A 14,249-nucleotide genomic window follows, 5' to 3' on the forward strand; every position below is an offset into this window, starting at 1 on the left:
GCATAGAGAGTATAGTTTTTGGTCAAGTTGGTGATTTTGTCGGGATGCTTATATCTATTTTCTAAATAGATTAAGTATATATTTAGTATCTTAAACTATACGTCAAGAACCTGAGAAGTAAAGTTCATCGACAGAGGTGTGATGGGTATCGTTGGTGATTTGAGTTGCAGTTGGAACCTCGCGCACGAAAAGAAGGATAGAATGTCTTCTAGCAACTCTGGGATTGCTGAGACCGCGGTCTGACCATCACTCGATCAAAGGAAGCTTGATGACACCTGAGAAACTTCTCATTATTTTACGTAGATACTGGATGATACTCGCAATCGGTATGGTTGTAGGAGGTTTCTTAGGGTTTGCTGCAGGGGCAGTACAGCCAAAGACCTATACAGCTAATTCATCAGGGTTCCTGACTACAAGTAGCTCAGCAACTGGACAAAGCAACTCTGTTGCGCTGGCTTCCGCCGCCGATACCTATGCTAAGTCCCGTGCCCAGTCTTATGCAGATCTTGGTAAGTCACGTGTGGTGGCAGACAACGTTATTGAAAAGCTGCAGTTAAACACTAACGCGCAAACTCTCGTTGGAGCAGTTCAGGTATCGGTCCCAATTGATACTGTCACGATTCAGGTGTCAGCGCGTGCGAGCGACCCACAGCTAGCTAGCGATATAGCTAATGCATGGATTAGCGCCATGGCCGAAGAAGTTCAAAATCTCGAAGCTCCCGGCGATGCTACTGGGAGTATGGCGACGATTGAGTTGACCCCTATGGAGTCTGCAGTAGTTCCGACCTCTCCAACTGCTCCAAACCTAAAGTTGTATGTATCTCTTGGCGCGTTTGCTGGTCTGATTTTGAGCCTGGCATTTGTCATGCTTAAGAATCAGTATGATAAGCGAATCCGTTCTACAGCTGATATCGAAGCTGTTACTGAACACGCAATCGTCGGTAAACTCCCTATGGAGAAAATTCTGACAGCATCAGAGTCTCGACTTTCGCCCGATATGGAAGCAACCGCTGATGTCCGTGTACGATCAAGCGCTCAACTATTAAACGAGTCTTTAAGAGAACTACGTACTAATCTCGAATTCCTCGATGTTGATAACCCTCCGAAGTCCATAGTCGTAACATCAGCTCTACCTGGCGACGGAAAGTCCACTGTGGCAGCTAACCTTGCAACTATGATTGCGTCCTCGGGGCAACACGTAATCCTAATTGATGCCGACCTGCGCAAGCCCACAGTTGCGAAATCGTTTAACATTCCCGGCGAGATCGGTCTCTCTGATGTTCTTGCAGGGCGCACTACTTTGGGTGATGCAGTACATCGCTGGTCTCCCAACCATGAAATGTATATTCTTCCATCAGGCAGCATTCCGCCCAATCCCGCTGAACTACTACGCTCCAATACTATGAAGGAGCTTATAGATTCTTTCACAGAGGAGAATATCGTAGTAATTATTGATGCCCCTCCTGTATTGCCAGTTACTGATGCATCGATTTTGGCTGCAAAATTTGATGGTGCTCTAGTCGTAGCATCAGCAAATATTACAAGAACAGATTCGCTTGAGGACGCATTGTCTAAAATTGAAAATGTTTCTGGTCGCATTCTCGGTATTGTCCTCAACCGTGTTCCCGTAAAGGGGCTTGAGGGTGCAAACTATGGTTATTATGGAAAAAATAACTACTATTATCAGCAGAGCGAAAAGAGAGCCTCTACCCGTAAGCGAGTGCGCTGATGGACTTTAAGGATCAAATCAAGTCTATATTTGGATCAAATAAAACTAGCGCGGTTTTTGGAAATAATGAATCTGACAATTCAGATTTATTTACCATACTCTTTTTATGTACGGCTAACATCAGTAGATCTGCATATGCAGAATATTTTTTGAAATCGCTACGTTGTGCAACAGACGAAAATTCTGATTACAGTCAGGTGAAAGTTCATAGTGCAGGCACACATGCTTTAACTGGTCACGATATTGACCATAACATTAGTAGGTTTTTGAACGCCGAAGCTCAAGTTCATGCTAAATCCCATAAGGCAAGGCAACAGACGGAATCTATTATTGTCGCATCTGATCTAGTTTTAACGATGACTACTGCTCATCGTTCTGAGCTACTTCAGCAATACCCTAAAGCATACTCTAAAATATTCACTATTGCTGAGTTCGTGGCTATCGTTGGAGCTGTTGGCGATTTAGATCAATTTAATTCAAGGGAAGAATTAGTTCTCTACTGTCATGCAAATCGCCAAACTGGTTATGGATCTCCCGATGTGCCTGATCCTTTCGGGCATAACGATCACGTATATACGCAGGTTGTTGAACAAATAAATTCACTAGTAGAAGATTTAGCTCGATATTTGAATATTTCAATTTTAGCTGACAACACTAAATAATGGGAGGAGGAATAAAATGCTGACAACTTTAGCATGGTTCGGTTTTTCTTTTATCATAAACCTTATACTTATAAGAAAACCGATGATTTCAGTTGGTCTGGTAGTAGCGGCATATGCACTGGTTCCTCTTAATGCTGTAGAAGTAACTCAACTAGCTCGTCCCGGTGACTATTTTTTCATTTCGTTTTTAATTATTTTCATCATTCGGAATTATGAAGATGTAAAACAAACCTTCATTGAACACCAATACCTTACTGTCTTTTCCATATTTGTTTCTGCTGTAACTTTTATTGCTAGGTTTGTTGGTGTCGGTGGTCTCGGCACCAGTATTATTTTCATCATTTTTCTACCTTTCATGATGTTCATTGTAGTTAAAACGTTGGTGAGAACACAAACTAATCTTTATAAGCAATTTAACTACATCTTAATACCTCTTACACTCTTTGAGATAGCATTGGGGTGGAGGCAATACGTTACTGGTGAGCCAATTCTCTGGGAATCAGTACTATCGCAGCAATGGTGGTGGGGTAATAACTTTGTAGTAACTCAGCCAATAGGTACGTTCGGTCACTGGATACCTTATTCGATGTTTCTTGGTATGACAATCGCATTTACATCACGGACTCGATCTCCCATCTTATGGCCAATATTGACTTTTGGTTCGATGTTCCTTGTAATTTTGACTGCTGCACGATCAGGAATCATTGCATTTGTATTATCAGCTCTAATTATACTGATTAGAGAATTCAAAGAGCTTACTCCAGCTAAAATTCTCGCTATACTTGCTATGATTCCAATAATCGGATTTGTTAGTATTAATGCGTTCAATAGCGAAATTAGCCAAACTCTACGTCTAAAACTAGTTGATGATGGAAATTCTACCACTCTTCGACTTGATGCTATTGAATGGTTCTGGAACAACACTCATTTATTTGCTCTGACAGGGATGCCTGGAGGACTCGACCTAAGAGCAGAAGGTATCCTGAAATCAAGTCTTGAGAACGCTTTTTATTTTCACGCTGTTGCATATGGATTGTTATCTGCTATTCTCCTTGCTTTATTTTTTGTTTTTGCTACAGTCATAACACTGAAAACAAAAGGTGCTGAATCTTATTTCGGTTTCCTACTTGCTGTAGCTTTTGGAATATCAACTTTTACTTACGGTGCTTTTGGTGGAGGCGAATTTACTACACTTTATATGTTTTGGATAGCACAAGCAATTGCTCAATCAAAATCATTACAAAAGTAGATTCAATAAATATATTGAACCTAAATTTTCCTATCTAGTTGAAAAATAATTAATTGTTTAAAGCAATAAATGAAAATAAATGCTGTAAGGGTAATAGCATTTTTAGAATCCATAGATTTGGGCGGTAAAATTTGAAAATCTTGCATATTACAGAATGCTATGCAGGCGGTGTTAGCAAAGCTATAAATAACTTTACGACTCTAGCTCCTAAAGACTCACAACACTACTTGCTGTGGCACGGTGAAGATGATCCCGGAAAAAATCCAAATTTTCAAGATACATCGGAGTTTAGAAAGTCTATTTTTTCTAGACTTACTCAGGTTCGTAAGTCAATAGATGCCTTCAAACCTGATGTGATTGTAGCTCACTCAAGTTGGGCTGGCTTTTATGCTCGCATTATTCAACGGAAGGTTCCCGTTATCTATGAGCCTCATTGCTATGTATTCGAAGATAAATCTCGAAGCAGAATATCGCGACTTATTTTCTTTGTAGCTGAGAAAATTTTGTCTTTGAATACTGAGCTAGTTCTCGTTCTTTCGCCTCATGAGAAACGTACGCAGCAAATTATTAATAAAAATAACTACTCAATTCTACTTCCCAATATTAATTCAATGGGAGTAAATTATAAATTTAAAGAAAATGAAGAGCTTAAAAAAATAATTAATTCTCGAAAAAAGGCGTATGTGAAAATTGTAATGCTTGGTAGATTGTCCCAGCAAAAGGATCCTGATTGGTTTGCATCAGTTGCTGATAAGGTTCATGAAAGAAATCCTAACCAAGAATTTAGATTTATATGGATAGGCGATGGGTCTGAAGAATATAAGATTAGACTCAAGGCAAGCAAGATCGAAGTTACAGGCTGGAAGGAATCATCTGAGGTTTTTCAGATTTTATCAGAAACCGATATTTATGTTCATTCGGCTTACTATGAAGGATTCCCTATTGCAGTTTTAGATGCTTTGGCATTAGATGTACCAGCTGTTGTTCGCGATATTCCTGCTTATTATGGAACTCCCCTTGAAGTAGCAGCAAGCGTAGACGTAGCGGTACAAAAAATCACAGAAATTATTGAATCCGATGATAAAGCGGTATCAATTCTGAAACAACAAAGCACCCTAATGCAAGTTATGAATCAAGATACTCAATCAGAAGCGATTAGTAGGTCTCTAGAACTAGTTGTAAACCAGAAGTAGAAGTGGGGTATCAAGAGTACCATGTCATTAATTATTAATGGGCGTTTTTTGCTAGCTCGGCAAACCGGGGTTCAGCGTTTTGCCCGTATGATAACTGAGCAGATTATCGATAAATATCCGGATAGTCTTATCGTAACACCTCAAAATAATTTAGATCTCTCTCTTCCAACGGTGCCGACGGGAAATCTTCAAGGTTATGCTTGGGAGCAGATCGACCTCCCTCGTTTTTTGAAATCACAAGGTTCCCCTCTTTTGCTAAATTTAGCTTCGACCGCACCTGTGAATTATAAAAACCAGATTTCAACTATCCATGATATTACATATATTAGGTTCCCCGAAAGTTTTAGTAAAAAATTTCGAATTACTTATCAGATTTTAGTGCCTAAAATTATTGAGAATTCTAGACATATTCTTACAGTAAGCGATTTTTCTAAAGAAGAGATTTCATCGTATTTTAATATCGATAAAAATAGGATAAGTGTTGTTTACAACTCTGCCTCAAGTATCTTTAGCCCCTCTGGTGCTAAATACAATCCTGGTTTTGAATATTTCCTAACTGTTTCATCACCTAACAAACATAAGAATGTAGAAAGATTATATGAGGCTTTCTGCCGAGCTCAAACAGATAAGAAACTGCTTGTGGTTGGTAAGCAAGAATCAAAAGTGTTTAATTCTACTGCGGGTAACTTCTCGGACAAGATAATGTTTACAGGTGCTGTTGATGATAAGCATCTTGCGGAGCTGTATAGAGGTTCTGCTGCTTTCTTATTCCCCTCATTATATGAGGGTTTTGGCATTCCGCCTTTGGAAGCTCAGAAATCTGGTGTACCTGTTCTAGCCTCATATGCTGCTAGCTTGCCAGAGGTATTAGGGGACTCTGTTCGTTATGTAAATCCATATTCAATTGATTCAATCAAAAATGGGATCGAGGGAATGGAATCTGCTGATGCTAATGTAGACCTCATTCAAAAGGGGTTTATCAATGTAAACCAATATTCATGGAAGAAATCAGCAGACTTAGTTATGAACCTCATTGATAATCATTAAGATATCAACTTTCTGATTTTAGATATTATACGAATAAGGTGTCTATATGCCCGTCCTTCTACCCCTTGAAACCGCTGACCTCACCGACGAGCTTAACTACCGCGTCGGCCGCCTGATCTATGCCGGTGGGGGAGGCAACGAAGTGCGCCGCTCCGTGCTGCCTGGCGGCGTCCGGGTCATTACCGAACGCATGCCCTCCCAACGCAGCGTCTCTATCGGCTTTTGGGTAGGCGTGGGTTCACGGGACGAGCAGCTCGGCATGCTGGGCTCCACTCACTTCCTCGAACACCTGCTCTTCAAAGGCACAGAAAGCCGCAGCGCCCTCGATATCGCCCATGCTTTTGACCGGGTAGGCGGCGAATCCAACGCCCTCACCGCCAAAGAGCACACCTGCTACTACGCCCGTGTGCTCGATGAAGACACCCCCATGGCCATAGACGTTATCGCCGACATGGTCACCGGAGCCAAACTAGATCCCGCCCTGCTGGAACAGGAACGCGGCGTCATCCTCGAAGAAATCGCCATGGACCAAGACGACCCCACCGACGTCGCCTTCGAGTCCTTCATTGAACAGCTCATGGGCAGCAACCCCCTGGGGCGCCCTATCGGCGGCACCCCGCAGGAAATTACCGACGTTGCCCGCGATAAGGTCTGGGAGCACTACAAGAAGTTCTATACCCCCGACCGCTTGGTCATCTCCGCAGCCGGTAGCCTCAACCACTCAGAGATCGTCAATCTGGTCCTTGACTCCCTGGCCAACCGCGGCTGGGACCTGACCGAAGGCGCCCTACCTGCCCCGCGCCGCGTCCGTCAGCAAAGCCAGATTGTTCCCGGTGCCCGCGAAAAAACCCTCGACAAGGGCTTTGAACAGACCAACATCGTCATGGGCTGCCCCGGCCTCATCGCCGGGGACGAGCGCCGCTATGCTATGAGCGTGCTCAACTCCGCTCTGGGCGGGGGAATGTCCTCCCGTCTCTTCCAGGAAATCCGTGAGAAGCGCGGCCTGGCCTACTCCACGTTCTCGTTCACCGGCTCTTACTCAGACGCCGGCTACTTTGGCATGTACGCCGGTTGCCTTCCTGCCAAGGCCGAGCAGGTTACCGAGCTCATGCGCTCTACCTTCGACGATTTTGTGCGCGACGGTATCACACAAGAAGAACTTGAGAAGGTCGTTGGGCAGTTGGGCGGTTCCACCGTGCTGGGAAGCGAGGACGCCGGCTCCCGCATGAGCCGCCTGGGCCGGGCAGAACTGGACTCGGGGAAGTTCCTCTCTATCGATGAGCTACTCGATGGTGTTCGGTCGGTGACAGCCGACCAGGTCAACGATCTGGCCCGCTACCTGGCAGACCAGGAATGGGTCATGACCATCGTCAAATAGAATTTTAGGGATATACCCATGAATAACTTGATATTTGTTGATCACACTTCAAAGCTAGGTGGGGGAGAGCTTGCTCTTAGCAGATACCTTACATGGGAAGATCGGGGTCGGCATATTGATCTGATTTTGTTCGAGGAAGGAACACTGGCTGAGATTGGTCGTAACGCCTCAAACGTAACCGTTCATATGATCTCTCAAAAAAATAAAATAGCCAGACTGCTGCATTTATGGTTATTGATCTCGCGCCTTAAAGGGCCTGTCCTGGCAAATAGTCTTAGCGCTTATGTGCACTTAAGCTTTATCCCTGGTGCTTTGAACCGAACGATTTATTATCTAAGGCATGAAGCTATAAAACCAGATACTGGTCCATTAAAATCACTCTATCTCCGTAGGTACGCATTTGTGCAAACTCGTTGCTTTTTCGCGAACAGTGAGTATACAAAACTCACCCTCAGGAAAAATGCTTATATAAAGAAATGTAAGGTTGTGTATACTGTTTCAGGTATAGGGGAAAATGATGTTGTCTCACAGGTCCATGTATTTTCACAGCCTATTAAGTTGCTATCCCTTAGTCGGTTGGCTCCGTGGAAAGGTGTACATAATATTATCGATGCAGTAAATAGAGTTAATGAAGAGTATGGTTGCGTTAAAGTCCATCTAACTGTTGCTGGAGGTGCGCTTTTTGGGGAAGATCAGTATCAAAAATATTTGGAAGATGTGGCAAAAAAATCGCAGGGTGGAATTACGCTTTTAGGTAATGTAAAAGATATTAAACCTCTTTTGAGTAACCATGATGTCCTTATCTCTGCTTCGATAAAGCCTGAACCTTTCGGTCAGGTTTTGGTCCAAGGTCTCAGCGCTGGGCTTCTGACAATTGGAACTGCACAAGGTGGGGCGACGGAAATAGTCAGTAATGGCGTAACTGGCTATTTGCTGAAGCCTGACGATGTACAAGCAGTAGTTACTATCTTAAAATCACTTGTAGAAAACGAACTGGATGTTCATTTAATTCGAGAATCGGGTGCTGAATCTTCCAGGCGATTTACTGATGAGAAGATGCTGCCTCTGCTTGAATCTGCAATAAATGAAATAGAGTAACCCCTTGAGTGTGAATTGTATTATTTACTGAATAGTTTCGAAGCGTGAAATTTTGGGGAACTTTAGATTCATCAATTTATCGATTCTGTCTATCATCGTTTCACTGAGAATTTCAATATTTTCAGTGTCGTTTAGGCAGAACATCGATACTGACTTATCGTTCAAAGTTTTTTTGAGATTCTCTAATTCGTTTGCATAAATAAGTTGTGTAGTGGCTGGGTTCTGGGGGACAAACGTGCCACTCTCGATTTCCCAGAACATGGCTAGCCAGATGATAATATCACTCTTATCTCTGAACGGGTTGCGACAGGTGGCATCTAGAGCGTTAAACTCCTTTTCCCAGATGGTCTCCAATGTAGACTTGCGTAGTGGTAGTGCAACATGTGGGAAGATGTAAGAAGACTGAAGAGACTCCCTGCTGCTAAAGCAATCCAGGCTTCTATAGATAATATTTCGAAGATATAATCTTCCATTGAGGGGATTGAAAAACTTGTTGATATTTCTATAAGCTATCTTTCCCTGAATAAAATTTCTGTTCAAAACGTTAAGCGTCGAAAGTACCATATGTGAAAAATCAGCAATTGGTAGGGGATGGTATATTGCTGTAAGTCTCGGCAGTCCCTTGTGGAAGAAATCTTTGGGTGTAAGGGGTTGTGTGAAAATCATATCATCATTAATATAGATAAAATTCTCACTTAATCCCGGTATTCTATGAAGGTGCCACTCGACACCTGTTGACTTAAAACACGGTTGATAATCTTTGGGGATGATTGTGTTTTGGTCAACTACTTTCACCTTAGGGTGATCTTTGTTCAGCCATGCAGGTGTTTGGCCGGGTGTTACTAGATAAATGTTCCTAACCCAAGGTAAATTTTTCTCAATAGAGCGGAATGCATACTTGAGTAAGCCGATTTCCCGAAAGCGGGCAGGGTGGTTAAGTCCTTCGGAATACTGTATGGTTTTGTTGCGTGCAGCAGCTCTGGCCTGTAACCATTGATAATCATTGCCATCTACCCAGCTAATTACAAGGTCGATTTGAGTTTGTTGCATGCTTATATTTTCCTTAATATTGTGGTGAGGCAATCTAGTATCTTAGTCTATGCCCTAAAAATCATAAAATGAAAATTTTGGACATGGGAATTTATATATTCATATCTTCTAGAAATATTTACTTTCATTCGTGGGTAATGAGTTGAATTAATTTTCCAGCGCCTTCGCCACCGCATCCTTCACGGTTTGAGCGTAGACGGTTAGACCCTCATTCTGAGGGTGCACGCCGTCAGAGACCAGGTACTCGGGGTGGCCCTTTGCAGCGGCCTGCCAGTCGGCCACAAAGACGGTATCTGGATTCTGTGTCGCAAACTCGCGAATCACCTGGTTAGAGGGCTCAATCCAGGTCAGGTTTGCCGGGCCAACGCCGGTGACCAGCACAATCTTGCGCTCCCCGTTGGGCGACACCGAGGCCTTGAGCTGTTCTAGCTGGGCAACGGTGAAAGTAGAGTTGGCGGTTACCGATAGTACAAGTACCTCACGCATTTGCCCCGAATCTACCATCTGCTCCACAACGGGCAGGGCAGCTGCGCTGGTGCGGGAAACTTCCGCATTGACCAGAGCCTGAGGCATAGCCTCCCCCAGAGCAATCGATGAAGCCAGTGTGACCGAGTCACCCACAATCGTCACCTGGGAACCATCAACAGCGGCAGACGGCGCGGTAGACGAAGTGGGGGAGGGGCTGGCGCTTTCCGCCGGTTCAGCCGAGGCGCTGGGGCTGTCAGAAGAGCTGGGAGCAGCTGATGCGGTAGTCGGCTGGGGCGCCGGTGCGGACGCCTGCGCGTAGTTGGCACCGGCTGCCACCACAGCTTCAGCCTGGGTCATGGTAGGTGCGGTACGCACCGCAAAAACGGTGGCAATCAGGGTTACTCCGGCAAGGACGGCTGCGCCCACCGGTAGGGCCCGGCCAGTCGGTGCCACCATGGCTGAGAACCAGGCTGAAAGCGCTCCGCGGAAGCCCAGCTGGCGCACGGGCTGCTCCACATACATATACGACAGACCCGCAACAATCAGGGTTAAGAACAGCACACCGACGTTCACCCAGGGGGAGCGCGCCGCACCAAAGGTGTAGTGGGCCAGCACCATCAGGGGCCAGTGCCAGAGGTAAATACCGTAGGAGCGCTGGCCGATCCAGCGCAGGGGAGCTAGGGACAGCAAGCCCCGAAAGAGCCCGGAGGTGCCGCCGCGGACGTCCGGAAGCAGGGCCTGAATAATGCCCATACCCAAAAGAGAACCCACCAGCAGGCCCCAGGGCATGAGCCAGGAGCTGTGGTCAGAGAGGGTCAAGGCAAAAGGCAGAACGGCGACCAGGCTCACCCAGCCGACCAGCTGGCGCAGCCAGCCCCAGATACCGTTGCCGTAGCCGACCAGGGGGTAGAGGCGGCCATCAACGGGCGGGTACATGGACCAGGGAATCATCATGGCCAGCAGGACGCCCAGCATCAGGCCGTAGAGGTGGGTGTCGGTGCCGTAGTAGAGGCGGGTGGTGGAAGCACCCAGCAGCCCCAGTACGACCGCAGCCAGCAGCGACAGGGCGCCCAGGATGCCAGGAACAAGAGCCCGCTGCCACCACTTGGCCGTAAACATAAAGACAAAGACCATCACCACGGGCCAGAACAGGTAGAACTGCTCTTCAACCGCCAGCGACCAGAAATTGGTCATGAGCTCGGGGGAGGTCTGGGTGAAATAGTCGTTACCGGCCCAGATCAGCAGCCAGTTCGACGAGTAGGTAAAAGCACCGAGAATCTGGCGGCCCAACCCCACCTGGGCGTCCCCACCCACCAGCAGAGCCAAGGACCCCACCACCAGCGTCAGCAGGGCAAAAGCCGGCACCAGACGGCGTAGACGCCGCACCCAGAAAGAAACGATATCCATCTTGCCGGTATAGGCACCCTCGCGCAGTAGCAGGGCAGTAATCAGATAACCCGAGATAACGAAGAAAATATCAACGCCAATCATGCCCCCGGGCAGGTACTGGGGCCAAAAGTGGTACACGAGCACCAGCAGCACCGCGATAGCGCGTACGCCGTCGAGACCGCGCAGGACAAAGCGTCGCTGCCCCTCGTGGGGGTGCACGGCAGAGTAAAAAACGTGATCGTCTTTCATAGTTCCCTTGGGTCGGTGAGCTGGGGTGCAGGCGCACCTTTCTAGTGTAAGAGCTGGGCGGGTTTTCTTGTGTCGCACCCGCCGGGTCTTTTAGCACTCAGCGGGCCGAAACCGGTTTCGGATGCTGAAATGCCCCCGCCTACTTTCGGGTATTAGCGCAGGTGAAAGGACGCTTGGGCGCGGCAGGGCGTGCAGCGAGGCTACCCCGTTCGCTAGAGTAGTGTGATGTGGCTTGTTGATGCGATACGTGCGCCAGCCGGTGCTGTGCGCGTGAGCGAGTACCGTCAGGTGCCGCCCGGCACCCAAGCTAACGACTATCTAAGGGGTATATAGAGGCATGAGCAAGATTTGGAAGGTCGCTGTTGTCGGCGCCGCAGGACGTATGGGCTCAGAGGCGGTCAAGGCCGTCAACACCGCAGAAGACATGGACCTGGTAGCTGCCCTGGGCAACGGAGACTCCCTGGACCTACTGGTTGAATACGGCGCCGACGTCATGATCGATCTGACCGTTCCCTCCGCCACCGAAGCGAACGTACGCTTCGCCGTTGAGCACGGCATCCACGCGGTGGTTGGCACCACCGGCTGGAACGAAGAGCGCCTGGCTTCCCTTGAAGCCCTGCTCGCCGAGCACCCCCGGGTGGGCGTGCTGATTGCCCCCAACTTCGCCATCGGTTCTATCCTGGCCACCGAGTTTGCAGCTAAGGCTGCTAAGTTCTTTGAGTCGGTTGAGGTCATCGAGATGCACCACCCCAACAAGGTGGATGCCCCCTCAGGTACCGCCGTCCACACCGCCCACAAAATTGCAGCAGCCCGCGCCGAAGCCGGTGTGCCCGCCTCACCCGACGCTACCGAAACCGATGAGGGCGGCTCCCGCGGTGCCAAGGTCGCCGGCGTCAACGTGCACGCCGTCCGCCTGCGCGGCTTGACCGCCCACCAGGAAATCCTGCTGGGCGACGCCGGCCAACAGCTGGTCATCCGCCACGACTCCTTCGACCGCACCAGCTTCATGCCCGGCGTCCTGCTGGGCGTCCGCCAGGTCGAACAGCACCCCGGCCTGACCGTGGGCCTTGACCGCTACCTCAACCTGGACTAACCCATGACCTCGCTGCGCGCCTTCACCGCCGGAGCTATTACCCTGGCCGTCCTCACCGTACTGATTTTGCCCCTACCCCTGGGCACCCGCCTCTTCCTGCTGGCAGTAGGCGTGTTCTGCGCGGTCTTCATCGCGGTGGACGCCGGTGGGCGAGGCAAAGCCTTCGCCGCCCTGGTGACGGTAGCCCTCAGCCTCTACCTGGTGCTCACAGTCCAAAGAGGCTTCATCTTCCTGCAGAACGCCGGAACCCTGGGCGCCCTGTTGGGCGGGGCTCTCATCGTGCTGCCCGTCCTAGGTGCATGGGCCATGGTTCGCGAAATTATCTTCGGCTCCCGCACCCAGGCGCTCGGCCAAGAACTCGCCGCAACCGGGGAACTGCCCGAAGACACCCTGCCCCGCACAGAATCCGGCCGCATCGACCGCACCGCCGCCGACGCCCAGTTCACTCGGGTTGCAGCAGCAACCGAGGCCGAACCCACCAACTGGAAAAACTGGTTCCACCTCTCCCTGGCCTACGACGCCTCCGGCGACCGAAAACGCGCCCGCAAAGCCATGCGCACCGCCATCGCCCTTCACCGCGGCAAAACCCCGGCCCAACTCTCCGTCTAGAAGCTGCCCGCAGGCGTCCGCCCCACCCCAGCCACCTAGCTTTAAGCAAACTCACCCCACCCCACCCAGCCAGATAAGGTAACGTAGTAGATATGTCTGAGACCGCACAGAACACCTCAACCGCAGCAGAACCCGTCTTCGGGCGCCTGCTCACCGCCATGGTCACCCCCTTTGCCACCAACGGCGAAGTGGACGAACAAGCAACCGCAGCGCTCGCGACCAACCTGGTGGACCGAGGCCACGACGGTCTCATCGTCTGCGGCACCACCGGCGAATACTCCACCATGACCGATGAAGAAAACGAAAACGTCTTCCGCATCGTCAAAGAAGCCGTCGGCGACCGCGCCAAAATCGTAGCTGGCGTTGGTTCCAACGACACCGCTCACACCCTGCACCTGGCCTCCCGCGCCGAAGCAGTAGGCGTAGACGGCCTGCTCGTAGTCACCCCCTACTACAACAAGCCCACCCAGACCGGCCTGGAAGCCCACTTCCGCACCGTAGCTGACGCCGTCAAAACCCCCGTCATGCTCTACGACATCCCCGGTCGCGCAGGCATCCCCATCACCCCCGCTGTCTACCGTGCCCTGGCAGACCACGAGAACATCGTGGCAGTCAAGGACGCCAAAGCAGACTTCACCGCAGCCACCGAGGTCATGGAAACCACCGACCTCGACTACTACTCAGGCGATGACGGCCTCACCCTGCCCTGGCTCGCCATGGGCGCAGTCGGTCTTGTAGGCGTCACCTCCCACGTAGCCCCCGAACACTTCCGCCAGCTCATCGACGCAACCGTCGCCGGCGACCTGGCAACCGCCCAGAAACTGCATCTCGACCTGGCCCCCGTCGTCCGCGCCGCTATGAGCCGCGTACCCGGCTGCGTCGCCGCCAAGCAGATTCTCACCTGGCAGGGCATCCTCGACTCAGCCACCGTGCGCCTGCCGCACGTACTGGCTACCGACGAAGAAGCCGCCCTCATGCGCTCCGACCTCGAAGGCTCCATCATCGCCTCAACCCTAGTCAAGTAAAAACGTACTG

The 14,249-nt window shown here is 49.4% G+C and carries 12 protein-coding genes; 10 read left to right on the forward strand and 2 right to left on the reverse strand.

Going from position 1 to position 14,249, the window contains the following annotated elements:
* Positions 1-268: 268 nt before the first annotated feature.
* From L6963_RS04985 to L6963_RS05015, 7 genes are all read left to right on the forward strand, one after another.
* Positions 269-1,729, forward strand: a complete 1,461-nt coding sequence (locus L6963_RS04985; protein ID WP_237197233.1) for a polysaccharide biosynthesis tyrosine autokinase — start codon at positions 269-271, stop codon at positions 1,727-1,729.
* Positions 1,729-2,391, forward strand: a complete 663-nt coding sequence (locus L6963_RS04990) for a hypothetical protein (RefSeq protein ID WP_237206779.1) — start codon at positions 1,729-1,731, stop codon at positions 2,389-2,391. Before L6963_RS04985 ends, L6963_RS04990 begins: the two co-directional genes overlap by 1 nt.
* Positions 2,392-2,407: 16 nt before the next feature.
* The gene (locus L6963_RS04995; RefSeq protein ID WP_237197228.1) at positions 2,408-3,640 is read left to right on the forward strand and encodes a hypothetical protein; all 1,233 of its coding nucleotides are present in this window, start codon (positions 2,408-2,410) and stop codon (positions 3,638-3,640) included.
* 140 nt (positions 3,641-3,780) lie between these two features.
* Positions 3,781-4,833, forward strand: coding sequence for a glycosyltransferase (locus L6963_RS05000; protein ID WP_237197226.1), 1,053 nt, complete (start codon positions 3,781-3,783; stop codon positions 4,831-4,833).
* A gap of 21 nt (positions 4,834-4,854) precedes the next feature.
* Positions 4,855-5,880, forward strand: coding sequence for a glycosyltransferase family 4 protein (locus L6963_RS05005; RefSeq protein WP_237197224.1), 1,026 nt, complete (start codon positions 4,855-4,857; stop codon positions 5,878-5,880).
* A 46-nt stretch (positions 5,881-5,926) separates the two neighbouring features.
* Positions 5,927-7,258 (forward strand): M16 family metallopeptidase, encoded by a 1,332-nt coding sequence (locus tag L6963_RS05010; protein ID WP_237197223.1) that lies wholly within the window; start codon positions 5,927-5,929, stop codon positions 7,256-7,258.
* 18 nt (positions 7,259-7,276) lie between these two features.
* Positions 7,277-8,356: a glycosyltransferase family 4 protein gene (locus L6963_RS05015; RefSeq protein WP_237197221.1), complete on the forward strand. Its 1,080-nt coding sequence runs from the start codon at positions 7,277-7,279 to the stop codon at positions 8,354-8,356.
* A 24-nt stretch (positions 8,357-8,380) separates the two neighbouring features.
* On the opposite strand, the gene L6963_RS05020 is transcribed toward L6963_RS05015, so the two are convergent.
* Both L6963_RS05020 and L6963_RS05025 read right to left on the reverse strand, forming a co-directional pair.
* Positions 8,381-9,406: a Stealth CR1 domain-containing protein gene (locus L6963_RS05020; protein WP_237197220.1), complete on the reverse strand. Its 1,026-nt coding sequence runs from the start codon at positions 9,404-9,406 to the stop codon at positions 8,381-8,383.
* A gap of 147 nt (positions 9,407-9,553) precedes the next feature.
* Positions 9,554-11,512 carry an acyltransferase family protein gene (locus tag L6963_RS05025; RefSeq protein ID WP_237206780.1) on the reverse strand — a complete coding sequence of 653 codons (1,959 nt, stop codon included), beginning with the start codon at positions 11,510-11,512 and terminating at the stop codon, positions 9,554-9,556.
* A gap of 337 nt (positions 11,513-11,849) precedes the next feature.
* Here L6963_RS05025 and dapB point away from each other — a divergent pair, with 337 nt between their 5' ends.
* From dapB to dapA, 3 genes are all read left to right on the forward strand, one after another.
* Entirely contained in the window at positions 11,850-12,605 is a 756-nt protein-coding gene (gene dapB, locus L6963_RS05030; RefSeq protein ID WP_237197216.1) for a 4-hydroxy-tetrahydrodipicolinate reductase, read from the forward strand.
* Between the two features lie 3 nt (positions 12,606-12,608).
* Positions 12,609-13,214: a hypothetical protein gene (locus L6963_RS05035; RefSeq protein WP_237206781.1), complete on the forward strand. Its 606-nt coding sequence runs from the start codon at positions 12,609-12,611 to the stop codon at positions 13,212-13,214.
* 92 nt (positions 13,215-13,306) lie between these two features.
* Positions 13,307-14,239 carry a 4-hydroxy-tetrahydrodipicolinate synthase gene (gene dapA, locus L6963_RS05040; protein ID WP_237206782.1) on the forward strand — a complete coding sequence of 311 codons (933 nt, stop codon included), beginning with the start codon at positions 13,307-13,309 and terminating at the stop codon, positions 14,237-14,239.
* The last annotated feature ends 10 nt before the right edge of the window (positions 14,240-14,249 follow it).

This window comes from Rothia nasimurium, from assembly GCF_928392795.1.
GTDB classification, from domain to species: Bacteria; Actinomycetota; Actinomycetes; order Actinomycetales; family Micrococcaceae; genus Rothia; species Rothia nasimurium_F.

Bases quoted from the DNA above. Each gene is read 5' to 3' on its own strand.
- dapB (WP_237197216.1), top strand. From the start codon at position 11,850: ATGAGCAAGATTTGGAAGGTCGCTGTTGTCGGCGCCGCAGGACGTATG.
- L6963_RS05025 (WP_237206780.1), bottom strand. From the start codon at position 11,512: ATGAAAGACGATCACGTTTTTTACTCTGCCGTGCACCCCCACGAGGGG.
- L6963_RS04995 (WP_237197228.1), top strand. From the start codon at position 2,408: ATGCTGACAACTTTAGCATGGTTCGGTTTTTCTTTTATCATAAACCTT.
- L6963_RS05015 (WP_237197221.1), top strand. From the start codon at position 7,277: ATGAATAACTTGATATTTGTTGATCACACTTCAAAGCTAGGTGGGGGA.
- L6963_RS05005 (WP_237197224.1), top strand. From the start codon at position 4,855: ATGTCATTAATTATTAATGGGCGTTTTTTGCTAGCTCGGCAAACCGGG.
- L6963_RS05010 (WP_237197223.1), top strand. From the start codon at position 5,927: ATGCCCGTCCTTCTACCCCTTGAAACCGCTGACCTCACCGACGAGCTT.
- L6963_RS05020 (WP_237197220.1), bottom strand. From the start codon at position 9,406: ATGCAACAAACTCAAATCGACCTTGTAATTAGCTGGGTAGATGGCAAT.
- dapA (WP_237206782.1), top strand. From the start codon at position 13,307: ATGTCTGAGACCGCACAGAACACCTCAACCGCAGCAGAACCCGTCTTC.
- L6963_RS05035 (WP_237206781.1), top strand. From the start codon at position 12,609: ATGACCTCGCTGCGCGCCTTCACCGCCGGAGCTATTACCCTGGCCGTC.
- L6963_RS04985 (WP_237197233.1), top strand. From the start codon at position 269: ATGACACCTGAGAAACTTCTCATTATTTTACGTAGATACTGGATGATA.
- L6963_RS04990 (WP_237206779.1), top strand. From the start codon at position 1,729: ATGGACTTTAAGGATCAAATCAAGTCTATATTTGGATCAAATAAAACT.